This window comes from Acidobacteriota bacterium, from assembly GCA_016712445.1.
GTDB lineage: Bacteria > Pseudomonadota > Alphaproteobacteria > Caulobacterales > Hyphomonadaceae > Hyphomonas.
Genome location: JADJRB010000001.1, coordinates 2,468,961 through 2,494,184 on the forward strand (window position 1 = coordinate 2,468,961; position 25,224 = coordinate 2,494,184).

The 25,224-nt window shown below is 65.1% G+C and carries 42 protein-coding genes; 34 read left to right on the plus strand and 8 right to left on the minus strand.

The genetic code is table 11. From position 1 onward, the window contains the following. Positions 1 to 5: 5 nt before the first annotated feature. Genes IPK75_12600 through IPK75_12630 form a run of 7 tightly spaced genes read right to left on the minus strand, consistent with a single transcriptional unit; the run spans position 6 to position 3,436 of the window. A complete protein-coding gene (locus IPK75_12600; protein ID MBK8199195.1) occupies positions 6 to 1,082 on the minus strand; it encodes a recombinase RecT in 1,077 nt (358 codons plus the stop codon). Further along, positions 1,057 to 2,052 carry a PD-(D/E)XK nuclease-like domain-containing protein gene (locus IPK75_12605; protein MBK8199196.1) on the minus strand — a complete coding sequence of 332 codons (996 nt, stop codon included), beginning with the start codon at positions 2,050 to 2,052 and terminating at the stop codon, positions 1,057 to 1,059. Before IPK75_12605 ends, IPK75_12600 begins: the two co-directional genes overlap by 26 nt. After that, entirely contained in the window at positions 2,049 to 2,357 is a 309-nt protein-coding gene (locus IPK75_12610; protein ID MBK8199197.1) for a hypothetical protein, read from the minus strand. Before IPK75_12610 ends, IPK75_12605 begins: the two co-directional genes overlap by 4 nt. Next, a complete protein-coding gene (locus IPK75_12615) occupies positions 2,357 to 2,608 on the minus strand; it encodes a hypothetical protein (protein ID MBK8199198.1) in 252 nt (83 codons plus the stop codon). The genes IPK75_12610 and IPK75_12615 overlap by 1 nt, the downstream gene beginning before the upstream one ends. Beyond that, on the minus strand, positions 2,605 to 2,850 hold the full coding sequence (locus IPK75_12620) for a hypothetical protein (GenBank protein ID MBK8199199.1): 246 nt from the start codon (positions 2,848 to 2,850) through the stop codon (positions 2,605 to 2,607). The genes IPK75_12615 and IPK75_12620 overlap by 4 nt, the downstream gene beginning before the upstream one ends. Then, positions 2,847 to 3,203, minus strand: coding sequence for a hypothetical protein (locus tag IPK75_12625; protein MBK8199200.1), 357 nt, complete (start codon positions 3,201 to 3,203; stop codon positions 2,847 to 2,849). Before IPK75_12625 ends, IPK75_12620 begins: the two co-directional genes overlap by 4 nt. Next, positions 3,200 to 3,436 (minus strand): hypothetical protein, encoded by a 237-nt coding sequence (locus IPK75_12630; protein MBK8199201.1) that lies wholly within the window; start codon positions 3,434 to 3,436, stop codon positions 3,200 to 3,202. The genes IPK75_12625 and IPK75_12630 overlap by 4 nt, the downstream gene beginning before the upstream one ends. Before the next feature lie 143 nt (positions 3,437 to 3,579). On the opposite strand from IPK75_12630, the gene IPK75_12635 reads away from it, so the two are divergent. Genes IPK75_12635 through IPK75_12650 form a run of 4 tightly spaced genes read left to right on the plus strand, consistent with a single transcriptional unit; the run spans position 3,580 to position 5,379 of the window. Continuing rightward, positions 3,580 to 3,930, plus strand: coding sequence for a hypothetical protein (locus IPK75_12635; GenBank protein ID MBK8199202.1), 351 nt, complete (start codon positions 3,580 to 3,582; stop codon positions 3,928 to 3,930). Then, positions 3,927 to 4,454, plus strand: coding sequence for a hypothetical protein (locus IPK75_12640; protein MBK8199203.1), 528 nt, complete (start codon positions 3,927 to 3,929; stop codon positions 4,452 to 4,454). The genes IPK75_12635 and IPK75_12640 overlap by 4 nt, the downstream gene beginning before the upstream one ends. A 27-nt stretch (positions 4,455 to 4,481) precedes the next feature. After that, positions 4,482 to 4,793 (plus strand): hypothetical protein, encoded by a 312-nt coding sequence (locus IPK75_12645; GenBank protein ID MBK8199204.1) that lies wholly within the window; start codon positions 4,482 to 4,484, stop codon positions 4,791 to 4,793. A 52-nt stretch (positions 4,794 to 4,845) separates the two neighbouring features. Then, positions 4,846 to 5,379, plus strand: coding sequence for a hypothetical protein (locus tag IPK75_12650; protein ID MBK8199205.1), 534 nt, complete (start codon positions 4,846 to 4,848; stop codon positions 5,377 to 5,379). Positions 5,380 to 5,389: 10 nt separating this feature from the next. Here the strand turns inward: IPK75_12650 and IPK75_12655 are convergent, their stop codons facing one another. Continuing rightward, complete coding sequence (locus IPK75_12655) at positions 5,390 to 5,989, minus strand: helix-turn-helix transcriptional regulator (protein MBK8199206.1); 600 nt, start codon at positions 5,987 to 5,989, stop codon at positions 5,390 to 5,392. A 93-nt stretch (positions 5,990 to 6,082) separates the two neighbouring features. On the opposite strand from IPK75_12655, the gene IPK75_12660 reads away from it, so the two are divergent. From IPK75_12660 to IPK75_12805, 30 genes are all read left to right on the plus strand, one after another. After that, positions 6,083 to 6,304 (plus strand): hypothetical protein, encoded by a 222-nt coding sequence (locus tag IPK75_12660; protein ID MBK8199207.1) that lies wholly within the window; start codon positions 6,083 to 6,085, stop codon positions 6,302 to 6,304. Beyond that, positions 6,301 to 6,645, plus strand: coding sequence for a hypothetical protein (locus tag IPK75_12665; protein MBK8199208.1), 345 nt, complete (start codon positions 6,301 to 6,303; stop codon positions 6,643 to 6,645). Before IPK75_12660 ends, IPK75_12665 begins: the two co-directional genes overlap by 4 nt. 298 nt (positions 6,646 to 6,943) lie before the next feature. Next, positions 6,944 to 7,192, plus strand: a complete 249-nt coding sequence (locus IPK75_12670) for a hypothetical protein (GenBank protein MBK8199209.1) — start codon at positions 6,944 to 6,946, stop codon at positions 7,190 to 7,192. 43 nt (positions 7,193 to 7,235) lie between these two features. Beyond that, complete coding sequence (locus tag IPK75_12675; GenBank protein ID MBK8199210.1) at positions 7,236 to 7,589, plus strand: hypothetical protein; 354 nt, start codon at positions 7,236 to 7,238, stop codon at positions 7,587 to 7,589. Further along, the gene (locus IPK75_12680; protein MBK8199211.1) at positions 7,586 to 8,125 is read left to right on the plus strand and encodes a Holliday junction resolvase; all 540 of its coding nucleotides are present in this window, start codon (positions 7,586 to 7,588) and stop codon (positions 8,123 to 8,125) included. The genes IPK75_12675 and IPK75_12680 overlap by 4 nt, the downstream gene beginning before the upstream one ends. Positions 8,126 to 8,282: 157 nt before the next feature. Beyond that, on the plus strand, positions 8,283 to 8,846 hold the full coding sequence (locus IPK75_12685) for a DNA methyltransferase (GenBank protein MBK8199212.1): 564 nt from the start codon (positions 8,283 to 8,285) through the stop codon (positions 8,844 to 8,846). Then, entirely contained in the window at positions 8,839 to 9,657 is an 819-nt protein-coding gene (locus IPK75_12690) for a hypothetical protein (protein ID MBK8199213.1), read from the plus strand. The genes IPK75_12685 and IPK75_12690 overlap by 8 nt, the downstream gene beginning before the upstream one ends. After that, the gene (locus IPK75_12695; protein MBK8199214.1) at positions 9,657 to 11,126 is read left to right on the plus strand and encodes an AAA family ATPase; all 1,470 of its coding nucleotides are present in this window, start codon (positions 9,657 to 9,659) and stop codon (positions 11,124 to 11,126) included. Before IPK75_12690 ends, IPK75_12695 begins: the two co-directional genes overlap by 1 nt. Further along, positions 11,123 to 11,995: a helix-turn-helix domain-containing protein gene (locus IPK75_12700; GenBank protein MBK8199215.1), complete on the plus strand. Its 873-nt coding sequence runs from the start codon at positions 11,123 to 11,125 to the stop codon at positions 11,993 to 11,995. The genes IPK75_12695 and IPK75_12700 overlap by 4 nt, the downstream gene beginning before the upstream one ends. After that, a complete protein-coding gene (locus tag IPK75_12705) occupies positions 11,992 to 12,321 on the plus strand; it encodes a hypothetical protein (GenBank protein MBK8199216.1) in 330 nt (109 codons plus the stop codon). The genes IPK75_12700 and IPK75_12705 overlap by 4 nt, the downstream gene beginning before the upstream one ends. Beyond that, positions 12,318 to 12,857: a hypothetical protein gene (locus IPK75_12710; protein ID MBK8199217.1), complete on the plus strand. Its 540-nt coding sequence runs from the start codon at positions 12,318 to 12,320 to the stop codon at positions 12,855 to 12,857. The genes IPK75_12705 and IPK75_12710 overlap by 4 nt, the downstream gene beginning before the upstream one ends. Continuing rightward, complete coding sequence (locus IPK75_12715; protein MBK8199218.1) at positions 12,854 to 13,687, plus strand: hypothetical protein; 834 nt, start codon at positions 12,854 to 12,856, stop codon at positions 13,685 to 13,687. The genes IPK75_12710 and IPK75_12715 overlap by 4 nt, the downstream gene beginning before the upstream one ends. Continuing rightward, positions 13,684 to 14,001 carry a hypothetical protein gene (locus tag IPK75_12720; GenBank protein ID MBK8199219.1) on the plus strand — a complete coding sequence of 106 codons (318 nt, stop codon included), beginning with the start codon at positions 13,684 to 13,686 and terminating at the stop codon, positions 13,999 to 14,001. Before IPK75_12715 ends, IPK75_12720 begins: the two co-directional genes overlap by 4 nt. A gap of 2 nt (positions 14,002 to 14,003) precedes the next feature. Beyond that, a complete protein-coding gene (locus IPK75_12725) occupies positions 14,004 to 14,612 on the plus strand; it encodes a terminase small subunit (protein ID MBK8199220.1) in 609 nt (202 codons plus the stop codon). Further along, complete coding sequence (terL, locus tag IPK75_12730) at positions 14,542 to 16,068, plus strand: phage terminase large subunit (GenBank protein ID MBK8199221.1); 1,527 nt, start codon at positions 14,542 to 14,544, stop codon at positions 16,066 to 16,068. Before IPK75_12725 ends, terL begins: the two co-directional genes overlap by 71 nt. Continuing rightward, the gene (locus tag IPK75_12735) at positions 16,065 to 17,564 is read left to right on the plus strand and encodes a DUF1073 domain-containing protein (GenBank protein ID MBK8199222.1); all 1,500 of its coding nucleotides are present in this window, start codon (positions 16,065 to 16,067) and stop codon (positions 17,562 to 17,564) included. The genes terL and IPK75_12735 overlap by 4 nt, the downstream gene beginning before the upstream one ends. Continuing rightward, on the plus strand, positions 17,561 to 18,022 hold the full coding sequence (locus tag IPK75_12740) for a hypothetical protein (protein MBK8199223.1): 462 nt from the start codon (positions 17,561 to 17,563) through the stop codon (positions 18,020 to 18,022). Before IPK75_12735 ends, IPK75_12740 begins: the two co-directional genes overlap by 4 nt. Before the next feature lie 25 nt (positions 18,023 to 18,047). Beyond that, complete coding sequence (locus IPK75_12745) at positions 18,048 to 18,821, plus strand: minor capsid protein (GenBank protein MBK8199224.1); 774 nt, start codon at positions 18,048 to 18,050, stop codon at positions 18,819 to 18,821. 40 nt (positions 18,822 to 18,861) lie between these two features. Beyond that, complete coding sequence (locus tag IPK75_12750) at positions 18,862 to 20,055, plus strand: DUF2213 domain-containing protein (GenBank protein ID MBK8199225.1); 1,194 nt, start codon at positions 18,862 to 18,864, stop codon at positions 20,053 to 20,055. A gap of 28 nt (positions 20,056 to 20,083) precedes the next feature. Continuing rightward, positions 20,084 to 20,527, plus strand: a complete 444-nt coding sequence (locus tag IPK75_12755; GenBank protein MBK8199226.1) for a hypothetical protein — start codon at positions 20,084 to 20,086, stop codon at positions 20,525 to 20,527. 13 nt (positions 20,528 to 20,540) lie between these two features. Then, positions 20,541 to 21,482 (plus strand): DUF2184 domain-containing protein, encoded by a 942-nt coding sequence (locus IPK75_12760; GenBank protein ID MBK8199227.1) that lies wholly within the window; start codon positions 20,541 to 20,543, stop codon positions 21,480 to 21,482. 20 nt (positions 21,483 to 21,502) lie between these two features. Next, a complete protein-coding gene (locus IPK75_12765; GenBank protein ID MBK8199228.1) occupies positions 21,503 to 21,820 on the plus strand; it encodes a hypothetical protein in 318 nt (105 codons plus the stop codon). Positions 21,821 to 21,832: 12 nt separating this feature from the next. Continuing rightward, complete coding sequence (locus IPK75_12770; GenBank protein MBK8199229.1) at positions 21,833 to 22,426, plus strand: hypothetical protein; 594 nt, start codon at positions 21,833 to 21,835, stop codon at positions 22,424 to 22,426. A gap of 3 nt (positions 22,427 to 22,429) precedes the next feature. Beyond that, positions 22,430 to 22,813: a DUF4054 domain-containing protein gene (locus IPK75_12775; protein ID MBK8199230.1), complete on the plus strand. Its 384-nt coding sequence runs from the start codon at positions 22,430 to 22,432 to the stop codon at positions 22,811 to 22,813. Then, positions 22,810 to 23,151, plus strand: a complete 342-nt coding sequence (locus tag IPK75_12780) for a hypothetical protein (protein ID MBK8199231.1) — start codon at positions 22,810 to 22,812, stop codon at positions 23,149 to 23,151. Before IPK75_12775 ends, IPK75_12780 begins: the two co-directional genes overlap by 4 nt. Further along, positions 23,135 to 23,581 (plus strand): hypothetical protein, encoded by a 447-nt coding sequence (locus IPK75_12785; protein ID MBK8199232.1) that lies wholly within the window; start codon positions 23,135 to 23,137, stop codon positions 23,579 to 23,581. The genes IPK75_12780 and IPK75_12785 overlap by 17 nt, the downstream gene beginning before the upstream one ends. Then, complete coding sequence (locus tag IPK75_12790; GenBank protein ID MBK8199233.1) at positions 23,578 to 24,021, plus strand: hypothetical protein; 444 nt, start codon at positions 23,578 to 23,580, stop codon at positions 24,019 to 24,021. Before IPK75_12785 ends, IPK75_12790 begins: the two co-directional genes overlap by 4 nt. 83 nt (positions 24,022 to 24,104) lie before the next feature. After that, positions 24,105 to 24,554, plus strand: a complete 450-nt coding sequence (locus IPK75_12795; GenBank protein MBK8199234.1) for a hypothetical protein — start codon at positions 24,105 to 24,107, stop codon at positions 24,552 to 24,554. 13 nt (positions 24,555 to 24,567) lie between these two features. Further along, positions 24,568 to 24,996 (plus strand): hypothetical protein, encoded by a 429-nt coding sequence (locus IPK75_12800; protein MBK8199235.1) that lies wholly within the window; start codon positions 24,568 to 24,570, stop codon positions 24,994 to 24,996. Positions 24,997 to 25,079: 83 nt separating this feature from the next. Beyond that, positions 25,080 to 25,220, plus strand: coding sequence for a hypothetical protein (locus IPK75_12805; GenBank protein MBK8199236.1), 141 nt, complete (start codon positions 25,080 to 25,082; stop codon positions 25,218 to 25,220). The last annotated feature ends 4 nt before the right edge of the window (positions 25,221 to 25,224 follow it).

The following is a 25,224-nucleotide window of genomic DNA, read 5'->3' on the forward strand; positions in this document are numbered from 1 at the left end:
TGGGGTCAGACAGGGGTTTTCGGGGAGTTGACTGCGTCGGACATGATGTCCTCAGCTTTTGGATTCAGCGCCTTGGCGAGACGGCAGTCCTCGGCGGTCTCGTCGATGAACGCGTCCTCTTGGTCAGCGGGAAGCGCGCGGTAACGGACGGCCCACCGCTCGGCATATTCCAGCCCGCCTTTCTTGGTGCGGATCAGTTCGCCGGGGTGGGGCGGAAGCTCCTGGACGGACGGCTCGGCCCCGGCAGCTGGTTTTTCGCCTGCCTCGCCCTCCGTCTCGGCTGCAAGGGGTTGGGCCTGGTCGTCGTCCGCGTCCGGCTCATTCTCCGGGATCGGCTGCGACGCCGCCGGCGGGTCGGGCTCGGGCTGGTCCGGCGCGGATGCCTTGCGGCCCTCGGCAAGATTTTGGAGCAGGCGCTCGGCGGGGTCGGCCTTTTCGGGCGTGACGTTCACGAAGCCGCCGGGCATCGCCTCGGCTTCCTCCCGGGTATAGACGCCCATAATGACGTCCGGAACGTGCCGGCGCGCCCATGCGCGGGCGGAGTAATAGCCAAGCTGCTGCTCGGGGTCGGCTTTCCAGAGCGGCGAATTCTGGGTCTTGATCGTGCCCTTCGCAGGTGACGTGTAGACCCGCTCTTTCGACTCGCCTTTGATCCGCCCTCGGACGGTGCAGGTCAGCTCGTCGCCCGATCCGCTGAATTCATAATCGAGGCGCCCGTCGAGGACCGGGCTGGCGTAGATCATGGCGGCGACGGCCTGCGCCTCATAGGCGATGGCATCGTTGACCATGTACGCCTTCAGGCTCAGCGCGAAGGGGTCCATGTTGACCCGGCCGGCCTGAAGGATGATGCCCAGGCAGGCGCCGGTGTTGCCGCGCACGGCCTTGCCGACCATCGGCCCGGCGCCGGCCATAAGCTTGGCCATTTCGACGAGCTCGCCGAGGCTCTGGGGGGCGACCATGAACGAGCCGCCGAAGCTGGTCATCGGCACCCGGTCGCCGGCCTTGACGGCTTGAGGCAGGGTGCCCGGCCGCTCGATCACGGCGGGGCTCATGTCGTCAGACTGTTGCTGGGTATCGGGCATTTGCAATCTCCTTCAGAGACGGGACTTGGGGGAAAAGGGCGTCGTTCTCGCGCAGCCATTTCACGTGGTTGGCGGGCAGGCCGACTGTGACCGGGCCTTCGGAATAGGCGGGCCAGCTGTCGGTCTTGATGCAGTGCTCAAGGCGGCGCAGGGCGCGGCGGTTCTCCCGCGCGCCCCATTCGATCGCCTCGTCATCGATCGGGGCGATGGTCACTACGAAGGGGCTTTTCTTCTCCTGCGCGATCAGCGCGAAAGTCTCCAATACGCGGCCGGTGGCACGGGCGATGACTTCTGCGCTGAAGGCCGCCTGGCAGTGATAGCCATAGTTCTTGATGGCAAATCGCAGATCCTCGGGATCGGCGCTCCGCGTGGTCTTGTAATCACCCCAGATCGTATCCGTAGGCAGACTATCCGGGCGCGCGAGCATCCAGATTCCGGTCTCAGGATCGCGCGCCGCGACCGTGACTTCGAGTGGGCCGGAAAAGAGGCCGTCCTTGACCATGGGCTCGCGGGCCAGACGCTCAGCCATTGAATAGACGTCATCGATCTCGTCCTGCCTGAAGATGGTCTTGCCCGCCGCTTCCTGCTCGGCCTTCCACGCCTTCTTGAACTTCAGGAAGCTGTCGAAGCCTTCGTGCGGGCCTTCCTTCCCCTCGTTGCTGGAGAAGTCGCGGAAGGGGCTGACCGCGATATCGGAGGGGAAGCGGCCCTCGATGCAGAGCGCATGGGCCATCCTCCCGAAGGTGGTCGCCTTCGTATCGGACTCGCCTTCCTCTTCGTCGTAACGTGCCTTCAGCTTCTCCGGGCAGCGGTCGACCAGCCTAAGCCGGCTGTTGCTGACCGCGAAGCCGTCGCAAAGATCGGGATCGCGGTGATACCGGGACATCGGGACGTAGTAGAGCCCGTTCTCGGTGATCTGCTCGCCGTCGCTCAGTGTGCGGATCGGCAGGCCAAAGGCTTCGGTGATCATGCTTGGCCCCTTGCGATATCGATGGCGCGGCCGGTCGCATAGGTCACGGCGATAGACAGGGAGGCGAGGTGGCCGGGCGCGGGCACCGCGTAGAGCAGGCCTGCGATCGCCGCTTTGGCGGCATCTGCGGACGTGATCTGGTTTCCAGTGTGGCGGTTCTGCGCCACCATCACCTGGCCGATCACATTGGCTAGGAAAGCCGCCGGAGTTTCGGCGTTGAAGCAATCGGCCATTGTCAGGATCAGCGCGTCGGCGGCTTCCTGAACGCGCTCCAGCTGGGCCTCGGTATATTCGACGGTGCTCATCAGAAGGGCGCCTCCGGAGCGATGCGCTGCAGCAGCCCTTCGGCGGCCTTTCGCGCGTATCGGGTGAAGTCGGTGTTGTGCTCGAGCGCTTTGGCCACGGCCAAGTGCGCGGTCTCAAGGCGCGCGCCGTATTCCACCACTGCCGGGCGCTCGGAATTCACTTCCTCGATCGCGGCGACGAGCTGCGCCTGCGCGCCCATCAGGCCGCGCTGCGCCTCGATCAGGTGTTCGATGATCTCGGAGTCGGTCATGCCGCTTCGTCCTTTCGATTGTTCCAGAGGCCTCGCCCGCCGAGGGCGTCATAGGCCGGGATGGGTTTGCCTTGCCGGGCGCGCTCAACGTCCCGCTCAAGCTGGCGGAAGGCGTCGGGGGCGATGTCAGATTTGACGCCGGCGGCCTCGGCGAATGCCTTCAGGCGGTAGGCGCCGATCAGACGCTCACGGGCAAAGTCGAGCCGGGCCTGACCGTCGGCGGAGAGACGCTTCGGCTTCATTGGCGCGCCGCCTTCCACGCTTCCCAATGAGCCAGGTCGGCGGCGGCGGCGTCGGCCTCGGCCGCGGCAATGGCCGGCGCCAAGTCGTCCTGAACCGCGACGATCGCGTCGTCGGTCTCGCTTTCAAGCGCTTCGAGAAATTCGATAGCGCGGCGCAGTTCAACCTTGCGCTGGACGTGCGGGGCCATGCGCGCCTTGAGGGTCTGTTCGAGGCTTTCAAGCGCGCCCGCCGTGGCCGCCTTGTGAGTGGCCAGCAGCTGCAGCCGGGCTTCAGCGGCGCGGGCTTCCTCGGTGTCGGCAATAGCTGCCGCGCGGCGCTCCTCGGGCGAGCGTAGGTCAATGACGAGGGTCATGCTGCGACCCCGTGCTTGACCCGGAGGCGCTCGACGCTGCGGTCGAAGGCTTCGAGGGCTTGGCGTTCCGCCTCGTTGGCCGGCACCGTCCACCCGATCATGGCGCCCAGCTTGATGCGGGCCGCGTCGTTCGGGGCGGAGAAGAATTCCCAGCCCAGCTTGCCGACCGCGCTGCCCGGCGCGTAGCCAAACTGGCGGAGGTATTCTGCCTCGGTGGCGGGTCGTTGTTGCATCGCTTTCTCCCTGTGGGTTGAAAGGACGCTATTCCGCAATTGCGGAATCGTCAACACAAGATTCCGAAACTTCGGAATATTTTTTCCGCTCCCTCCGCGTTAACGCTAAGTTTCAAGTCGGTCGGCGGCAGGTGGAGAGGGAAATGCGGTTTCTGATAGCGTTGGCGTTGGGGCTGACGGCTGCAGCGCCCGCTCGGGCGTGTTCACACGAGGACAACATTGCCCTGTTTGAAGAGCAGGCACACCAAGCTGACCGATGCCGCATTGAAATGCAGGTTTATCGTGAGCAAGGCGCGGAGTGCGCAACGTTCTATGCCAGCAAGAGTCGCGGCGAGACGGCGTTGGCGTGTCTTCGGTTCGAGATGGATTTGGCTGAGGCGAAGGGCGACCTTACTGAGATCAACGAGGTGTTACCTCGATATGAATCCGCAATGGCCAAACTGACCACAGCACGCGCGAAGATGCGCGCTGCCGAAGACATGCTTCCACAGTGACCAGCTCCGATTTATGGAAATCCCAACCGGCCCGCGCCATCGAGCTCGTGGTGTCGGAAGTGAACCGATCAGGCAAGTTTTCCGAAAATGGAAAAGCGGAGATCGCGGTCCGGCTGCTGTACGTGCTCCGGAACGCGGAGTCGCCCCTGAAGGTCAGATGCTCTGACGGGGACGCGGCGCTCACGAAGGATGAACTCAAGGCGCTGGGCCTGCGCGGCAGCATCAAGATGGACCGCGAATATTGGAACTCGCTTTCACCGGCGGGGCAGGCGGATCCCGTGGACGCCGCCGAGACGATCTACCATCGGGCGCTGAGTGCCGTGTCGTTTGAAGGGACATTCAGTCAGGCGCGTACGCTCGGCTTGAGCAAATGCAGGATCTACGCGGGGGGAGCCCGCGCGTGCGACTACGCCCGGCGCCATGACCGCGCGATGATTCCTGTGCCCAGGGCAGGCGAGTGGCCGCCCGCGGAGTGCGATGCGCCATGGTGCTCCTGCGCCCTGGCGGCGGACCCCGCCAGCTAACGGATTGAAGAGAAGAGGGACGAGCCCATGACCAAAACGCCAGCAACCCGCAAGATGAAGATCTGGAACCGCCCACCGCTGCCGAACGCGCAGGGCGGATCCGGAATCGCCGTCGCCTGGCTGTCTCTGCTTGTGGCCTGTGTGCTGATCACGTGGGCCATCGCAGACCCATATGCCGGCCCGATCCCGCTCTGGCTAGGAGCGGGGCTCGTGCAGGTCAGCCTGATCGTCTTTGCGGTGACGCCGATCCTGAGGGAAATCCGGCATCTGGCCTATGACATGGCCCGCAGGGCGGGCGAAGTCGAAGAACGCGAAGTGCCGCGCTACGCGCCGCTCTAACCCGCGTTGGCGGCATCTGACGACTCACGATGGCATTACGAAGGGGATAAAAATGTTCAGAAAAACGATCGTTGTATTGGCTCTTGCGGCGATGGCCTTGACCGTGCCGGCGAGTGCTCAGGAGCTTTGGCAGGGCGCAAAAAAGGGGGATTCCCTGGAGCAGATACGGCAGGCGTTTCCTGACGTGTTGGCCTTCGACAAGCCGGTCGAATACACCGAGGATCGACTTGCGCTTCTCTATCTCGACGACCGATCGATCGGTGGCGAGATTTTCGACGTTTTCTTCATCATGAGCGGCGACGCGCTTGATATGGTCGTGCTTCGGATGAGCAAGGATGACACGGGCGAGATCCCGAACTCCGTCGACTACCACGCCGTGGAGGCGCTGCTGAATCGCAGGTATGGCGCTCCGCTTTATGAAATGCCCGCCAAAATGCAGGACTCGCAATTCCTTCGCCTATACAAGAATGAGTTTCGTGACGGCGATCTCACGATTGGGATCTCGTGCATGTTCTGCGGCGGCGACGATGGTTTTCTGGGCGTCAACTATGAGCACAAGTCGGCGGCGCAAGCTGACGAATTCTAAGCGGCGCGGGCTAACCCAGCGCCCGCCCGATCCAGACGACGCGGCCGATCACGTTGAGCACTTCAGGGTCGTCGACCTTGAACGAGGCGTAGGCCGGGTTGTCGGATGACACCATGACCGAGCCGTCGTTCAGGTTGCGCTGACAGCGTTTCACAAGCAGCTCGCCTTCGTAGGCGAGAATGTAGATCCCCGGCTTCACGATCCGCCGCTCGCCCCGATTGACCAGAACCTTGTCGCCGTCGTGCAGGGTTTCCCACATCGAATCGCCGCCCACCTGGATTACGGCCAAGTCTTCGATGTTCCAGCGGTCGATCTCTGAGGCCCGATAGGGCTGCCAGCCTGACGGCGTGCCGTCCTCGACGAGGGCGCCGGCGCCCGCGGACGCCCGGATGTCGTAGATGGCGACTTGCCGGACGTCGCTGTCAGGCAGCGGCGCGCCGAACTCGCCCAGCGCCTTCTGCACCTTTTCGAGGTTGTCGCCCCGGAGGTTCCGGGCGGGATCGTTCAGGAAGGTGTGCAGTGTGTTGTAGGGTACGCCGGCCGCTTCCGAGATCTTCCGGATCCCGGCCGCCTTGATCGCCGCCCGAAGCTTCTTGTTCGAATCCACCATGCCGCCTGCTTAAGCGCGCGGTCGCGGAGCGTCATTTCCGCTATTTCGGAATAATCGGTTGACAAATCCGAAGTTGCGGAAAATACCAGACGCATGATCGACCATGCCATCACCCGCATTCGCCAACTGGTTGCAGACAAGAAGATCACTCTGGGCCAGGTCAGTGAGGTCTCCGGGCTTCCTTACTCCACGGTTCACGAGATGCTTCAGCCCGCCTGGGGAACGCGCGCGATTGAAAACCTGCGCAAGCTGGAAGGCGGCCTTTCGAAAATTGAGGAGATTGCCGGTCAGGGTGCCGCGGAGGCCTCGCCATGACCCGCGCCTTCGACCTCGCGGCCTGCATCTTGTCCGGCCAGGTGCCCGACGAGGCCGTGCCATCGCTGGTGCGGGACACGCCCGGCCTTGCGGCCGAACTTGAACGCCGGTCAAGCGCCATGTCCCCGGCGCTGGCTGTCGAGGCGGGGCGGGGGGATTCGATCTCCTCCCCGGGCGCCCTCCGTCCCGCCAATCCTGTCCATTTCCGAAGCGAGGGCGCGCTTGCGCATCGCCTCGGCGAAGAGGAAGGCCGCCGCCCTGTCCAGACACGCGGCCTCGTCTCGAAGTTCATCGGCTCGTTTCATCCGCCCTCCTTCCTCGGAAAGCTATGGAGCAAGTGACACATGCAAATCGAGGTCGGGGATGCCCGGGAAACGTTGGGGCAGCGCGTTCAGAGATACCTGCGCTGGCGCTTCGGCAGGGACGCGGCGAAGCACGCCGCTTCAATCACACAATCTGACCTGCGCACTGCGCGGGGCTGGGTAGAGGAAGCCCGCGAGCCGAAGGGCGAAGCCCTGCTCGCGATCATTTCAGACATGGGCCGGGAAGGCCTGCTCGCGCTGTTCTCGCCAGAAGTCGAGACACACGAACAACGAATGGCGAGACAAATCGATGACCTTCGGGAAGAGGTGGCGCGCCTTGAAGCGCGTCTTGGAAAGGGCGGTGCTTCGTCTGCGGATCAAATCGCTGGCGGCGCGCGTCAGCCGGCGGCGCAGCGGCGCGCTGGGCAAGATCCAGCTCGGCGAGGGGCTGCGCGACCTGGGCCGCCGGATGAATGACCCGGTGCTGATCGCTGACGGCTGCGCCCTGATTGATTGGGGCGCGCAGGAACTCAACCAGATCGAGACAGGCGCCCCGGCGGAGCCTCGTCGCGCTGCTGGCCGCTAGGCCCGCTTTCAATCCGCCGACTGACGATAGGAGGCCTTGCCTCATGGCAAAGGACATCAACGATACGGAAGACGAGGATCGCCGCGAGGCGGTCCCGGCGACGGGTGGCGACATCCGGTCCATGCTCGCGTCCTACGAGGAAAAGCAGGACGAGAAGAAGGAGATCGCGGAGAGCCAGAAGGCCGAACTGAAAGAGTTCGAGGCCACACACGGCGTCCCGGTCTGGATCTCCAAGATCATCCGCAAGTTCGACCAGATCGAAGACGCGGCGAACCGCTCGCACGCCTGGAACGCCCTGATGCGCTCCGGGACCGCGATGGGGTTTGATCAGCAGCCGGACATGTTTGACCCGCCGAAGGTCAAGGAAGGTCCGAAGCGGGCGAGGGCGAACGCGTGATTGCAGCGTTCGACCTTTCCGCCAGCTGCTCGGGCTGGTGCATCGGCGAAGCGGGCGGCCCGGTTGAAACCGGGTCGTTCCGCCTGCCGCCGTTTCGTGAGGACATCGGCGGGCTACTGCTCGCCCATAGCCGCTGGCTCGACGGTTTCCTCAAAGGCGACCAGATCAAGCTCGTCGCTTTCGAGAAGCCCGTCCGGCCCTTCGCCGCGCTGAACCTCGAGACGGCGCGGAAGCTGTACGGCCTTGCCGGCGTCCTCGAAATGGAATGTGCCCGGCGCGGGATACCGGCCCGGCAGGTCTCGAACACCGAGGCCAAGAAGCTCTGCTACGGCAACGGCGGTCTGAAGTCGGCCGAGGCGAAGAAGGTGGCCGTGCCGCGCGCCCAGCTCTGGGGATTCGACCCCAAGGGGCACGACGAGGCCGACGCCTGCGCGGTCTGGCTCGTTGCGGTGAAGCATTGGCACCCGGAAGAGTTCAAGGCCTGGGAAGCCTGCCGCCGCGCCGCTGGCGCCGAAGCCGGGGAGACCCTGCTGTGAGGGCGTCACTGAAGTTCGCGGTCGTGACGACGTTGGCACTGGCTAGCTGGGCCCTTCTCGGGATGTCGGTCTCCTTGGTTGCCGATTTCCTCGGGGAACATTGGCTCAAGACACCCGTAAGGATCGCGAACTCGAACCCGCTTAGGGGTGGGATGTGATGTTCGAAACGCTCCTGCCTCTCTCCTATGACCTGATCATGGCCGACCCGCCGTGGTCGTTCGAGTCGTGGTCAGACAAGGGCAAGCACAAGGCGGCGTCGGCTCACTACGACCTCATGGATCTCGACGCCATCAAGGCGATGCCTGTCTCACACCTCGGGCGCGGCGACTGTCTGCTTTGGCTCTGGGCAACCCATCCGATGTTGCGCGAGGCGCTCGACGTCATGGATGCATGGGGGTTCCGCTATGTCACGAGCGGGGTCTGGGTGAAGCGGACCAAGACCGGCAAGCTGGCCTTTGGCACGGGCTACCGGCTGCGCTGCGCCTCTGAGCCTTTCCTGATCGGGACGCTTGGGAATCCGAAGACCGCTAAGAACGTCCGCACCGTGATCGAAGGCCCGGCGCGCGAACATTCGCGCAAGCCCGAAGAGGCCTATCGGGAGGCGGAAGCGATGGGACAGGGGGCGCTTCGGCGCCTCGACCTTTTCAGCCGGCAGTCGCGCCCCGGCTGGGACACATGGGGCAACGAGGCGGGCAAGTTCGACGAGGTGGCACGTGTCTGATCTCCTTCGCCCCATTGCGCCCATAAAGGCGCCCGACATTTCGCCCGCCTCCCTGAAGGTGCGGCCCGAGCTGACCTGGCTTCCGCTGTCGGCCCTCGTCATCAACGATGAATACCAGCGCAGCCTTTCCGAGCGCTCGCACCGCATAATCCGGCGGATGGTCGCCGGCTTCGATTGGGGGCGCGTCAAGGCGCTTTCGGTCGTCGAAACCAAAGGTGGCGCTTTCGAGGTGATCGATGGTCAGCACACGGCAATCGCCGCCGCGACGCACGGCGGGATCGAGTCGCTTCCCTGCCTGATCACGCGCGGCAAGACGGTCGCTGAATGCGCGGCCGACTTCGTCAGCCTCAATCAGGACCGCCTCGCCATGACGCCGATGCAGGTGTTCTTTGCCGAGCTCGCCGCCGGCGACGAGATCGCCGCGGAGGTTCAGCGGGGCGTCCAGTCGGCCGGGGGCCGCATCCTCAAGGGGCCGCCGGCGCTGGGCGTCTATCAACCCGGCGATCTGATTTGCGTCGGCCAGCTCAAGATGCTCGCGAAGCGGGGAGGCCCGGTCTACGTCAAGCGCGCGGTGGCGATCGGCGTTGCGGCCGGCCTGACCCCGATCAAGGGCGGTACGCTTAAGGCGATCGAGGCCATCATCTGGGGCAACGGGATCCCGGTAGAGGACGAGGCCATCATCCGTGTGCTTCGCCGCCACGGGCAGGACACTCTGACCGGGACGGCATCGGTGCGCGCCAAGGCGCAAGGCCTCCCGATCCACAAGGTGCTTGCCGGCGTCATCCGCGCGAACATGGCGGAGGCCGCCTGATGGCTGACGGCTCCGCCTCCATCGCGCCGCCGCACAACCTGGCCGCTGAAGCGGCGGTGCTTGGCGCCATTCTCTTCGACAACACGGCATTCAAGTCCGTCTCGGAATTGATCGAGGCGGAGCACTTCTACGCCCCGGCCCACCGGCACCTCTTCGAAGTCATCGCCGCCCAGATCGCTGCGGGCCACACCGCAGACGGTGTCACGCTCTCGGAGCACTTCCATGCCGAAGAAAAGCTGACCGAGATTGGCGGCACGAAATACCTCCTCGACCTGATCGACGCCGCCGCGTTCGGCCCCGAGATCCGGGACTACGCCTGGATCATCCGGGACCTCTGGACCCGGCGCGCGTTGATCAGGTTCGGCGCCGACGTACAGGCCGACGCCACGCTGATGCCGGTCGACAGGAACGGGCAAGCGGCGGCGATGGACGCCAGCGCGGGCCTCGAGTCGATCCTCAAGAGCGCGATGATCCGCACCCGGCAGATCAACATGGCCGACGAGGTCATGGACGGGGTGATCGGTCGGATCAGCGAAACACTCGCTTCAGGAAAGCCGCTGCCGGCCGGGATATCGACGGGCCTCGCGGATCTCGATGAGCAGCTCGGCAAGATGCACCCCGGCGACCTGATTGTCCTGGCCGGGCGTCCCGGCATGGGCAAGACCGCCATCAGCCTCCACCTCGCCCACCGGTCGCTGCGCCGGGATCAGGAAGGCTTCGAGCACCCCGCCCGCTGCGCCTTCTTCTCACTCGAGATGGATGATGATCCGCTGGCGCACCGCGTCATGTCGATGGCCGCGCGTTTCCAGCGCAAGGGGAAGGTGCCCTACCGCAACATCCGCAAGGGCCGTATCGGGCAGAACGAGGCGGCCATCCTGAAGGCGGCCGTCGCCCATCTGCCGAAGACGGTGGCCTGGCACACCACGGGCGACCTGACCTTGCCAGAGATCGTCGCCGGATGCCGGCAAGCGTCCCGGAAGCTGGGCGGCCTCGACCTTGTGATCATCGATTACCTGCAGCTGATCCAGTACGAGATCGGGCGCGGCGAGAATGACGCCGGCGCCATCGGCAAGGTCACCAAGGGGCTGAAAGCCCTCGCGAAAGAACTCGGTGTGCCGATCATCTGCCTCTCGCAGCTCAGCCGCGAGGTCGAGCAGCGCGACAACAAGCGCCCGCAGCTTTCCGACCTTCGCGCCTCCGGTGCCATCGAACAGGACGCCGATGCGGTCGTCTTCGTCTACCGCGATGAATACTACCTCGCGAAGGAAGAGCCGAAGGGTGGGCCGTCGACCACGAACACCAAGTGGCATGAGTGGCAGAACGAATTGCGCGAGGCTGAGGGCGTCGTCGAACTGATCGCCGCCAAGGTGCGCCAGGGCAAGCCCGGCACGATCAAAGTCCACGTCGAGTTCGAGACGAATACGGTCTGCGCCGACAAGCGGGAATTGCAACAGGAGGGGCTGCTTTGAGCAACAAGGCGATGACATGGGCCGTAGAGGCGAAAGTGAAGGGGTCGCACAAGCTCGTCCTGATGCTGCTGGCCGAGGCGCACAATGGCCATACCGGGGCATGCTTTCCGTCGCAGGAATGGATCGAGGAAAAGAGCGGGTTGGCCGACAGTACCGTCGCGGCCTGCATCAAGGAACTCGAAGATTGGGGCTTCCTGACCCGGCATACGAAGGCGCTGGGGCGCGGCAAAGGTAGCCGCCGGGACTTCGAGTTACACCTCCATATTTTAGACCCCCAGATTTTAGAGGTCCAAAATACAGGCGTTAGACCTCTAAAAAACCAGCCTTTAGACCCCCGGATTTCAGGTGGTCTCTATAAGGATGAACCGGAACTTAACCGGAAGGAACCGGAACAGGCGCCTGACCGGCCTGACCTTGGTCCGGTCCTGAAAGCCATCTGGGACGCAGGCCCCCCGCAGTCCCGGGAGCGATCAAGCAAGAAGCGTGTCGCCGAATCCGTCTCGAGGATCCTCAAGGCCCGGAAGGATATCGCCGCGGAGCAGTTGCTCGCGGCCTGGCATGCCTTCCTGCGCACACCTGACGCCCGGAAAGAGCAGGGCAGGTTCTGCCCTGGCATCCACGTCTGGCTGAACGACAATCGCTTCGACGCCTTCCTGCAACCGGCCGAGGCAGCGGCGAAGGCCACGCCCGAAGACGAGCGCCGGCTGAACCTCGAGCGATGCTTCTACCAATACGGCAGCGGCGGGGCGTGGCGGGGCCGTGAATTCGGCTGCCCGGTCAAGCCGGATGATCCTGAGGCGGCCGGGCTCTACCCGGATGACCTCTACGCGAAGTACCGGGTCGAGCGGCCACGGGGGGCGGCGGCATGACCGGTTCGCACAAAGCCCTCCGGGAGCAGATCAAGGCGCTCGACGCCGACGGCGTCCACGGCGCCGAGATATCACGTCGGCTCAATTGCAGTCGGTCCTATGTCAGCCAGGTCCTGAGCTTCACCAACGTCCTTTTGCCGACGCAAGCGGCCAAGCCGGCGCCGCATCGACGCGCCCCGGCGCCGACGACGTGCCAGCGTCCCGACCGCCGCAAGGGCTTCGCTGTCTGCGGCGAGCCGAAGATGAAGACGGCTTGCGGCGAGACGCTCGGCGTCTGCGCCTATCACTTCGAGACGACGAAGCCGCATGGGGGGATGAAGCTTTGAGCGCCGATGGGGCCGCCAAGGCGATCTCTGCGGAATGGGGCGAGGCGGAAATCGTCCGTCTGCGCACACTGTGGGGCGAGGGCCACACCGCACCGGTGGTCGCTTCGCGACTCAACGCCGAATTCGCCAATGGTCGCACGAAGATGGCGGTGACCGGCAAGGTCAGCCGCCTGGGCCTGCCGCCGCGCAGCGTTGAGACGAACCGCCAACAGGGCCGGATGAACAGCAAAGGCAGGGCCAGCCGCGATGCGCCGGCAGAGCCTTCGCCTGAGCGCAAGGCCGGACTGGCGAGGGTGTGGATCAGGAAACCGCGCCTGCTTCCGGGCCAATCGGTCGAGGATGGCCTGACGATCATCGAGATCCGCGACGGCCAATGCCGCTACGCGCTGACCGCCGAGGCGCCGCACCGCTTTTGCGGCCGAAAGCAGAAGGCGGGCCGCGCCTACTGCGCCGCCCATGCAAAGGGCCTGACCGTTCCGGCGCCGCCGCCCGGAAATCCCCACGCACCCGAAGCCGCAAAGGATGCAAAGCCATGATGACCGCAGCCAACGATGCAGAGAGCGGGCAAGGCGCGAGCCTTGACCGGATTGCCGAGGCGGCCGAGTCGGCGGCGGTCGACCAGATCGTCGGCGAAATCAACCGCACCTGGTCGTCGATGGTCTCGTCGATCATCGAGACCGGACGCCTGCTCGTCCGCCTCAAGAGCGAGACGGCGCACGGCCAATGGGAATCGCTCGTCGAGTCGCGGTTGCCGTTCGGCGTCAATGTTGCGCTTCGGTTGGTCCAGATCGCCTCGCACCCCGTTCTCTCAAATCCTACGCGGGCTGCGGATTTGCCTCCCCGCTGGTCGATCCTCGCCGAAATGGTCCGCCTCGATGCTGACACGATCGAGACCGCGATCCGCAAGGGCGTCATCCATCCCGGCATGAAGCGCGAAGACCTCCGCGCCCTCCGGTTCGTTCCCCGCACACCCGGTGACGCCTCGACCGTTCCCGACACGCCGGATGAACCGCCGCCGGCACCCTCGGTCGAGGACCGCGATCACGCGATGCGCGTGGTGCATGTCATGGCCAGCCTGTGCAATTCGACCCCGGACGAGATCATGGCGCCGACCCGGCACTCGGCCCGGGCCACGCTTGCCCGTCAGCTCACGGTCTATGCTCTCTCGATCAACAATGGCTGGAACGCGACTCGAGTGGCCCGCGTCATGGGCCGGGACCGCACCACTGTCGAGCATGCCCGCACTGTGATCGAAGAGCTGCGGGACGATCCCGCCGTCGATGCCTGGATCGATAGGGCCTGCGCCGTGCTCGCCCGGGCTCAGGAACTGGCCGACGCACCGCCGGAAAGGATCGCTGCGGCATGAGCGATGACAGCCAAGCCGACGCGATGTTCGAAGAAGACGAACAGCCGCCCGCAAAGTTCATGTTCATGGGCCAGGGCGAGGGCGGCCGCCCGAAGTGGTTCTCGTTTCCCTGTCCGGGGTCCCGCGGGAAAACCCATCCCGGCGCCCGATGCATGGTGCCGCTATCGCCTCAGCGGAACAGCAATGGCGCGACATGGGAATGGAACGGCGACCGCGAGAAGCCGACCCTGTCACCCTCCGTCAATTGCCACGGTTGCTGGCACGGCTTCATCCGTGAGGGCGAGAGCACGCCTGACGTAGACGGCAGGGGCTGACCATGACCGAGCCCCGCAAACGCCTCAACCCGAAGCATCGACTCTTCGTCCGCCAATACATCCGGCACCGGAACGCCTCAAAGGCCGCTGTGCTGGCGGGATACAGCGAGAAGACGGCCGGATCGATCGGCAACGAGCTGTTGAACAAACCTGAAATCGAGGAGGCCATCGAAATCGGGCTGGCCCGGCTGGCCGAGAAGATCGACGTCGATGCCGAGCGCGTCATTCAGGAATACGCCAAGATCGCCTTCGCCCGGCCCGATGACGTGATCCGCTGGGAGGATGGCAAACTCGTCCTGACCGACATCGACGACCTCGACGATGATACGCTCGCATCGATCGCTGAGGTGACGCGTACCGTATCCGGCGAGATCCGCGTGAAGTTCCACGACAAGGCCAAAGCCCTCGAAGCGCTGGCCCGCCACCTCGACCTGTTCGCTCAGGACAACACGCGCCGGAACATCAACCTGACCGCGGAGGAAGCAGCAAAGGCCCAGGCCATGGACGACCTGCTGGACCGCGCAACCCCGGAGCAACTCCATGTCCTCGCAGGCCTCTTCGACGCTGGACTTGCTGAAGCAGAACCCGAAACTCGCCCGGCAGCGCATTGACAGGCAGTTGCAGCTCAAGTCGCACCGGGCTTTCACCGACGAGCACTTCAAGACCATCGAAGACACCGGCTTTCGGTGGAGCAGTCACCATGACGTGATGTGCCGATTTATCGACAAGGTGTTCGCCGGCGAGATCCTGCGGGGCATCATCAGCCTGCCGCCGGGCTATACCAAGACGATGCTCGCTACGACGATGCTGGCGGCCCGCGGCTTCGCCATCAATCCGGCCTGCCGCTTCCTGCACACCTCAGCGTCGCCGAACGTTGTCAGCGCGAACTCCCGCCAGATCAAAGGCGTCCTGGAAGCGGAGCGATATCAGCGCCATTTCCCGATGGACTTCAAGACGAACGGCGACCTGAAATGGTCCACGCATCAGGGCGGCGAGTTCTTCGCGTTGCAGGGCAAGGGCGCCATCACCGGCATGCGCGCCGGACGTCAGCAGGCGCATCCCGGCCAGTTCACAGGCGCTCTGCTCATCGATGACCCGAACATGGCGAAGGACGCCGACCCGATCAAATCGGCGATGACCGGCGCCGAACTGCGCGCCGTCAACCAGCGCTATCACTCGGTGCTGAAGTCGCGCCTGTTCCCGGCCTCGACGACGCCCGTGCTGATCATCCAGCAGCGTGTGCACCGCGATGACCTATCGGGACACCTGCTGACCGGCGGATCGGGCGAGAAGTGGCATCACCTCGTGTTGCCCGTCGAAGTCATCCCGAACTGGACCTATCCCGACGAATGGACGCACGGCATTCCGTTCGCGCACGACCTGCCGGCCGGGCCGCTATGGGAGTTCGCGCACAACGCCGCCCAGATCGATGCGCTGCGCCAACCCGAATCCATCTTCATGGCGCAGTACATGCAGCAGCCCCTCGAGGGCAGCGGCCTGATCTTCACCGCCGACCACTTCCATCCTTGGAAGGAACTGCCGAACCTCGAGTACCGGAAGATATTCGTCGACACGGCGCAGAAGGCTGGCGAGGAACACGACTGGACCGTGATGCAGTGCTGGGGGCGCGGCATCGATGGCAAGGCGCGCTTCATCGATCAGCTGCGCATGCGCCTCGAAGCGCCTGAGCTAGAGCGGCAGGCCCTCGCGTTCTGGACGAAACACAAGGCGATGGACTCAACCGCAATGGGCGCGTTGAGGGCCATGGCCATCGAGGACAAGGTCAGCGGCACGGGCCTGATCCAGAACCTTCGCAGCAAGCACTCCATCCCGGTCGAAGCGATCCCGCGCGCCAAGGACAAGGTCATGCGGGCGCACGATGTCGTCGCCGCCTTTGCGTCCGGCCTGGCGCTTCACCCCGACGAGACGAAGTTTCCATGGGTCAAGGGCTGGCGCGCTGAAATGCTCAGCTTCCCGCAGGGCGTCTATGATGACCAGTGCGACCCGACCTTTGATGCGGTGGCCGAGATGTGCGGCGGCGCCCGGAGCTTCTTTGACAGCCTATGACCAAGCGATCCACTTCCTCCGCATCGGCCAAGGCCGCCCCCGCCAAGGCAGCGAAGGCCGTCGTGGCTGACGCATCGGCCGCCGGCACCAATCTCGCGGACAGCTATGCCAGCCTCGTGACCGGCCTCGGCACACCGGGCATCGACAAATCGATCAACGGCGCGCTAGCCATGGGCACGGTCGTCAGCGATCAGCACTTGCTGCAGCTTTACCGCAATGACTTTCTCGCCCGGCAGGTCGTTGACGTGCCGGCCGACGATGCGACTCGCCCGTGGCGCGTCTGGAACGGCGAGGCGAAAGACAACTCGGCCCTGTTCGACGAGGAAAAACGCCTGCGCGTCCGGGACCGCGTGCGCCAGGCACTGAAGCAGGCGCGCCTCTTCGGCGGCGCCGCGCTTGTGATCCATGACGGGCAGGCCGATCTCTCGAAGCCGTTCATCGCGGCAAGCGTCAAGAAGGGCGGGCTCAAGGCGCTCGTCGTCGCGAACCGGATGGAGCTTCAGCCGCAGGCGCTGAACAAGTTCGTGAACGATCCGGCCGACCCGCACTACGGCATCCCGGAGATGTGGAACTGGACGCAGAAGCGCTTCGTCCAGCAGGGCCACAAGACGATCCACCACAGCCGTCTCGTGTTCATCACGCATGGTGACGCGATCGATGACGGGACGCGCGCGGAATGGTGGTGGGGGGATTCCGCCCTTGAGCCCGTGCTGTCGGCGATTGGTGACGCGAGCGGGGCGCGCAGCGCGGCGACGCACCTCATGCAAGAAGCCAACGTCGACGTGATCCAGACCGAAGGCCTGCTGGGCCGCCTCGAAACGGTAAAGGGTCGGGAACAGGTATTGACCGCCGCCGGCCTGATGAGCGCCAGCAAGTCGAACTACCGCCTGCTGATGCTCGACAAGTCGCAGGAGTATTCTCGCAACGCCTTCAGCTTCGGCGGGATCAAGGACATCGTCGAGATCCAGCACGCCCTCGTCGCGGCCGCCGCCGACATCCCGATCACGCGCTTACTCGGGCGCTCGCCCGCCGGCATGAACGCGACGGGCGAGTCCGACATGCTGAACTACTTCGCGATGCTGACCGCGATCCAGGAGTCCACGCTGTCCCCGTGCATGTCGTCGTTCGACGAGGCGCTGATCCGATCCACCTTCGGCGACATGAAGGCCGCGCTGTGGTACGACTGGCGCCGCCCCGACACGCTGACCGAGGACATGCGCGTCAAGCATGCTGAGATCCGTGCCAAGACGGTCCAGACGCTTGCCGCAACCGGCGTGATGCCGGAGCCGGTTCTTGAGGCGGCGGTCGAGTCGATGCTGACCGAGACGGGCGACATGCCCGGCGCCGAGGCCGCCTATGCGAAGTGGCGCGAGGAAGGCAACGAGATCGACTTCAAGGACGACGATCCGCCGGACGATGAAGTGCGCCTCCCGCCGGACGAGCAACCTCCGCCCCAGCCCGCCAAGCCCGCCAAGGAAAAGAAGGCACCGGAATGACGATCGAGTATCGCGCCACGGCAGAGACGGCCCGCACCGTGATCGAAGCGACGGCCGCAGCAGCGCGCGCGCTGTTCGAGACGCTCTATCCCTCGGAGTCGTGGGACGAGCTGTCCGGACTGGCGGATCTCAAACAAACACCTGCGCTTGCCCGCCAGGCTGTGTTCATGCGAGCGGCCCGGTTCGGATGTGACGCCTACGCCCGCCTCGCAGCCGGCATCCGGCACCGCAACCCCCTGTCGCAGGGCGAGCGCCAGCGCACGGGGCAGGTGTGGACGTCCGTGATCCTGACACCCGAGGCGCGCCCGCTCCGTCAGGCCGGGAACGTGGCCGCGACCCACATCCAGCGTTATGATCCCACTGCGGCGGCGTTGGCCGCGACAGGCGGCCGGGGTGCCGTCACCGCCATGATCCGGGACTACAGCATCGCCCTGGCCCGTCTGAGCGCGGCGGTCTGATCACGTGCCCTATGACCTGAAGCGAATGGTGTCCCGCCGCCGCAAGACCCGCCTCGGCGCGATCAACCCGACAAAGCAGCACGAAGATCTGCTACGCAGCCTGATCAACCAGGTCATCCGCCACTACGAAGCGGGGCGCCCCGACCTGATCGACGCCTACCTGTCGGCCGCCCGCCTTGGTCGGCCCGCGCCGATCCAGACCGTGATCAACGAGTTGCGCAATGATGTGCGCCTGCCGAGGTCCGAGGCCATCGGGCGGCTCGCCGAATGGGCCGAAAGCGTTGGGCGATGGCACGGCCGGAAATGGCAGGCGCGCGTTATGGCGGCGGTCAACATCGATGTCACGCCGCTGACGCGCTCCGAGACGATTGGCCCGGCCTTGCGCGAGGCGATCAGTGAATCGACCCGCCTGATCCGTGACATCGGCGACCAGACCGCCGACCGGCTTGAGCGGGCCGCGCTGGAAGCCTTCGAGAACGGAGAGGGCAAGGCGGGTCTCGCCAAGCGCCTGAGGGATGAGTTCGGCTACGCCCGCCGTCGCGCAAACCTGATTGCCGAGGATCAGCTTGGGAAGCTGACCGGCAAACTTGACGAGCTGCGCCAGTCGGAAGCGGGCATCGACTCGTATCAATGGCTCACCGTCGGCGATGGCAGGGTCAGGCCGACGCATGCCGCGCGCAACGGTGACGAGTTCCGGTGGAGCGATCCGCCTATCGGGGGCCATCCGGGCACGGAGATCCGATGCCGCTGCCGGGCGCGCGCCGTCATCCCGGGCATGAACCGGTGGGGCGAAGGCTGATCGCTTTCCCCATGCGCCGGGCTGGCGCGATGCTTCGTGCATGACGAAGACCCGCATAACGATCGCCGACCTTGAGCCGCTGAGCCCGGAAGGGGCCGTCGTCACCCCGAACGGCTATTTGTCGGTCCCCGCGCGCGTCGCCCGCACAGGCGTTCAGGAATACTACGCCTTCGAGTTCGGCGAGTTGTTCAAGGAGCGCGAGTGGGACTCGCGGATCATCGTCTACCGCCCCGGCGAAGAGGTCTTCGCGGCGGACTCCCTGGCAAGCTTCAGCCGTCTGCCGGTCACCAACAATCATCCGTGGGAAGATGTCAGCGCCGCGAACTGGAAGGAGCACGCCGTTGGCATGACCGAAGGCGAGGCGTCCCGCGATGGCGACTTCGTCGCGCACCGTTTGCTGATCACCGACGCCGGCGCGGTCAACGACGTGCAGCGCGGGCGCCGGGAACTCTCCACCGGCTATTCCTTCATGGCTGATCTGTCGCCCGGGATCAGCCCCCAGGGCGAGCGTTACGACCTCGTTGCGCGTGAAATCCGGGCCAATCACATCGCCATCGTGGACGTAGCGCGTTGCGGCCCGGAATGCCGGGCGGGCGACATGGCGAAATCCCCCGCCTTCGCCGCGCGGCTTAAAGATAGCGCCATGTGCAAATGCGGCCAGCCCGACCACAAACCGAAGGACTCCCCGATGACCACTCGCACCGTCGCCGTTGATGGCCTGAACGTCGAGACCACCGAAGCGGGCGCCGTCGCGCTCCAGAAAGTACTCAGCGAGCGCGACGATGCCCGTGCGAAACTCGCCGCTGCTGATGCCAAGCTGGCAACCGAGACGGCCAACCATGCGGCCGCGCTGACGGCGAAGGATGCCCAGATCGCCGAGGCGAAGGCGCAGGTGCCCGATGCGGCCCGCCTTGAGCAGATGGCGCGCGATCACGCCACGCTGTGCGAAAAGGCGAAAGCCCTGAAGCCGGACATCGTGACGGCCGGCAAAGATGCCGAGACGATCCGCAAGGAAGTCGTCATCGCCAAGCTCGGCGACGCTGCCAAGGACTACACCGCCGATCAGGTGCGCGTCGCTTTCGACGTGGTCGCTGTCGATGCGAAACCCGCGACGGGCGCCGATGCCATCGTTCCGACCGGCGAGGTCCAGCTTCACACAAGCGACAATCAGCCGGGTCAGAACACGCGCCTGCAACAGCTGCAGGACGCCTGGAAGAAGCGCCCCGCCGCCTAACCTGACCTGACCGCCAAGGAGTAGCACCATGCCGATCCAGACCACCTACTCGCGCTACCACGATCAGGCCTACGAAGGCATGATTGCGGATCAGCAGTCCGCCAACTTCTTCTCGAAGCGCGCCGCGGCCGCCATCGGCTTCGGCAAGGCGGTCCTGCAAGGCGCGACGGACGACGCCTGCAAGGCGGTGGACGGCAGCGCCGCCCGCTTCCTGGGCGTCACGGTGCGCGATCTCTCCACCGGCGCCGACTCGCCCGATCAGTTCAAGGCCAACGATGCGGTGCGCATCATTGACCAAGGCACGATCTGGGTCGTGGCCGGCGAAAACGTCGCGGCGGGCGACCGCGCCGCGTACCTGACCGCAGACGGCTCCTTCAAGAAGGCCACGACGGCCGATACCACCGCCATCGACAGTGCGCGGTTCGACTCGACCGCCGCATCCGGCGCCCTCGTGAAGCTGAAGCTGAAATAAGGAGCCCCGCGCCATGACGTTCAACCAAGTCAACCTCTACGACGCGCAGGCCAACCTTGGCTTCGTCCTGTCCCAGACCTCGCACATCGAGCGCCAGGTTCAGCAGGTCGCCTATGAGGGCCTCGTCTATTCCGAGCTGATCCCTGTCTCGACCGAGGCGCATCCCTTCGCGAAGACCGTCACGTTCTTCTACTCCGACAACGTCGGCAAGGCTGATTGGGTCAACGGCAACTCGAACGACATCCCGGTCGTCGGCATGAACATGTCGAAAGAGGAGGAGCCGATCTTCACCGCGGCGATCGGCTACAACCTCGGCTTCGAGGAAGTCGGTCAGGCCCGCATGCTGGGCCACAATCTGTCGGCGGACTATGCCATCGGCGCTGCCCGCGTGGCCGAAGAAATGTGCGACCGCGTCGCGTTGCTCGGCGATACCGGCAAGAGCCTCAAGGGCCTGCTGAACAACAGCTCCATCGACACGGTGGCCTTCGCGGCCGGCGCCGGCTCGACGACCACCTTCGAGACCATGACGCCGGACGAAATCCTGGCGCGCATCAACCAGCTGCTCACGGGCATGGTGACGGGTACGCGCGGGATCGAGAACGCCGATACGCTGTTGATGCCGCTGTCGACCTTCACCCATATTTCGACCCGCCGCCTGACGGACTCGAACATGACCGTGCTGGCCTTCATCAAGGCGAACAACGTCTACACGGCGCTGACCGGCAAGCCGCTGGACATCCGTGGTCTGACGGATCTTGAGACCATCGCGTCGGGCGCCAAGCGCATGATTGCCTATCGCCGCTCGCCCGAGGTGCTGAAGTTCCACCTGCCCATGCCCCACCAGTTCCTGCCGCCTCAGGTCGCGGGCCTGAACGTCGTCGTTCCGGGTGTGATGCGGATGGGTGGCACGAACATCCGCCGGCCGAAGGCGGTTCGCTACGCCACGGGCTTCTGAGCCAGACAAGGAGGCGCGCCATGGCCGCTGCAAAGTTCACGAACAAAGGCAACGGCGCGCTGATCTTCTATGACCGCAGGGGCGCCGAGGTCTATCTTGAGCGGGGCGGTTCGGTGACCTGCGACATCGATGTCGACCACCCGCCGATCAGGGCTTGGCTCAATGAAGGGCGGATGGTCAGGGACGGCGAGGCTGATCCTGCCGAACTGGCCCGAGCCGCAACGGAGGAGGCCTCGCGCCTCGAAGCGCAGCGTCGGGACACCGACGCGCGCCTCGCCGCTGACGCGCAGGCCGGGTCCGTTACCATTATCGCGGGCGATCCTCGCCCCATTTCGTAAGGAGCGCCGACCATGGCCGAGATCACGATCAACCAAGAGCTTCCGGTTCACATTTCGCCCCGCGACTCGCGTGGCAATATCGCCCGCGTTGACGGCCCCCCCGTCTGGAAGTCAAGCGACGAGGCGCTTGTTGAAATCCTTCCGGGCGCTGACGAGTTCGACAAGGTCGTCCGCCCCAAGGGAATCGTTGGTGCGGCCCTGATCACCTGCACGGTCGACGCCGATCTCGGCGAAGGCGTGAAGAACCTGGTCGGCCAACTGACCGTGACTGTTCTGCCAGGCGAAGCCTCGACGCTGGCCATCAATGCCGGGACGCCGGTGGCGACCCAGCCTGCGCCGGCCGCCAACCTGTCCCCGGCCGCCGAACAGCCCGCCGCTGATCCCGTTTCCACTGATACCGCCGCGCCTGCTGATGCCGCCGGAGAGGCCACCGCCGAAGTGACGACCGATCCGGGCGCCACCGAAGCGGTGGCCGCTGACGGTACGGTCACCGAGCAGCCCGCTGCAGAAGCGGTCGCCGAAACGGCAACCGAGGCCCAGGCCGAGACGGCCCCTGAAGCCGTCACCGAGACTCAGCCAGAAGGCGGCGCAACCACCGCCGGATAATGGATGCCCGCGCCCACGCTTTCCGAGTTCAGGGCACGGCACCCCGCGTTTGATGAGACCCCGGACAACACTGTCACGGCGTATCTGACCGACGCGGCCAGCGCCGTGGCCTATTACCTCCCCGACGAAATCCAGCCGCGGTGCGTTATGCTCGTTGCGGCGCATGAGCTGACGCTGGAAGGCTTCGGTGACGCGTCCGCTGCGGGCTATGCGGAAGCCAAGGCCGCCGGCGCGAAGCGGATCAAGGATGGCGCGACCGAGGTCGAGTTCTTCCTCGGCGAAGGCGCCTCACGATCAGAAGCCGACACGCTCTTCGCCAGCACATCTTACGGGCGCCGGTACCTTGCGATCCGCGAGCCCTATCGTCCAATCGGCTTTGTGGCATGAACATAGGTCGCATCACTCGCACGGCCGCGGCGGCCCTTTCGAAGCCCGCCACGCTGACAACGAAGGTCGCCTACAGCGCCGGCGCAGGCGGGGCGATCCGGGCCTCGACCGAGACGCGCGATATCAAGGCTCACTGGACCGCCTTCACGGAGTCGATGCGCCGCCTCGGCCTTCCTGAGTGCCCGCGCTACGCCCATGTTCCGGATCCCGGGTTTGCGCCGGCCGCCGACGACATCCTCACCATTGCCGGCGACGCCATGCTGATCACCGATGTGCGCCGCTCGCCCGAAGGCGGCGTATACTACGCCGGAGGTCATGACGTTGGCGCAGAAGATTAAGGTCATCATCAACAAGCGCGTGGCGAAGGGGATCACGCGCGAGGTGGCCCGCACCGGCATCGACTATGCCGCGCTGCAGGCCGAGAACGAGCTGATCGACATACTGAGCGTCCCGCCGCGCCGGAGCGGTATCCTTTACAAGCAGGGCAACAACCGCTCATCCGCGCCGGGCGAGGCGCCCGCGCCGATTAGCGGCAAACTTCGCCAGTCGGTAAAGAGCTATCCCGAGGAATTCGGCGATACGTTCAGCGCTGTGGTCGGCACAGCACTGAACTATGGGGCACACCTCGAGCTAGGCACAGAGCGCATCCGGCCCCGACCTTGGATCTCGCTCCTGAACGAGGAAAAGCGCTGGTCGCGCATCCTCAAGGCATTCCGCGTCGGCGTCCGGCGGCAGTATGCCCGCGCGCGCGGATCGCTGAACTCATGATCGATCCACAGGCCAGCATCATTGCGTTCCTGCGGGACGCGGCCGTCCTTGACGGTGTGCTGGACACCTTCACGCTGCCCGGCCTATCGGGACGCGCTGTGTTCCGCACCGAGGCCCCGGAAGCGTATCGCCCGCGCGCCGCGCCCTTCATCATCGTTGACCCGTTCCAGGAGGGGCCGCGCTCGCTCGGCAGCTTTTCCAGCCGCACCCCAATGTTCGATGTTCCGGTGAGGATCTTCGCGCTGATCAGAGACGAAGGAGACGAGGTTCTGGCGCAAGCCGCCTGGCGCGTTCATCAGGCGTTGCTGGACGCCGCACTCACCTTCGATGGGGGCGTGCTGAACGATATCGACTGCCGCTTGCCGGAGGAGACGCCAACGAGCGGGCCATCCATCGGCGGCCGGCGTCTGAACGTGCGTATGCTGATCACGCTGGACTGACGTTCGGCACAAATCCCCACGCGCCCCGTGCATGCGACGTTCGGGGCTGATCCAGTCAGCATACGAACCGGAGGCGGGACGCGATGGCCAAGAAGTACATCCTCAAGGAAAGCTCGATTGATATCTTCATCGGCAGCTCCCTCGACCTTGGGACCGCGACCTGGACCGAGATCCCCGAAGTTTTCAACATGGAGCGCGGGTCGATCGAGGCCGAGCTGGTCGACGTGACCAGCTTCTCGTCCGAAGGCGACTTCCGTGAAGAACTGACAGGCTTCAAATCGTTCTCGGACGGCACAATCGAATTCTACGAGCTGATCGGCGACACGGTGCAGCAGCAGATCATTGACGCGCTCGGAGGTGATCCGATCTCGCTTCGCGTCACCAAGACGGACGGCATCAAAACGAAGTCGATCAAATTCCTTGTCAACGTGACGGGCGAGGCCGAACCGCTTGCGCCGGGCGAGGCCGCCTCTCTTGCCTATACCATCAAGCGCACCGGCGCCCCGGTCGTGGAAGTCACGACGAACGCCTGATCCGGGACGCCCCATGTCTGACATGCATGCGCTGGTTCTCGAACACGGGGGCCAGCGCCTCATTTTCAAGTGCAGCTATGCGACGCTGTTGAAGCTCGAAGCGAACGCCGATTGGCGAGCGCTGATGGCCGATGCGATGGGCTTCCAGAAAGCGTCCGCCCTGATCGAGATCGCATCGATCTTCACCGGTGTTCCGCCGGCCGACATCATCGCCCTGTCACCGCCCGTCGCCGACGTGCAGCGCTGTATCACCGGCGCGTGGTCGCTCTGCATGGAGGGGCCTGAAGGTCTGCGGCGCTATCAGGACGCCGTCGCCAAGGAGGCGGCGGCCGACGCGGGAAAGCCGGAGAGGACAGCGAACGTGGGCTGGGGCGAGCCATTCTGGACGACCTTGCGCAGGCTCTGGTCGCGGGTGTTCCGGAGGCCGGTTTCTGGCGCCTGACGTGCTGGCAGTTCCGGCAGGTCCACGCCGCATTCATCAAGCGCGAGGAAGCGGCCCAGAACCAGATCATTTCCGGCCACTACATGGCCCTCAGCATGGAGCGCGCGAAGAAGCCGAAGCGCCTCGAAGCCTACCTCGTGGGCAAACAATCCCCGCGCACCCGCAACGAACGAAAATCGCCTGAACAGGTCTGGGCCGGCCTCGAATCCTGGCTGACGGAGTAGGGCG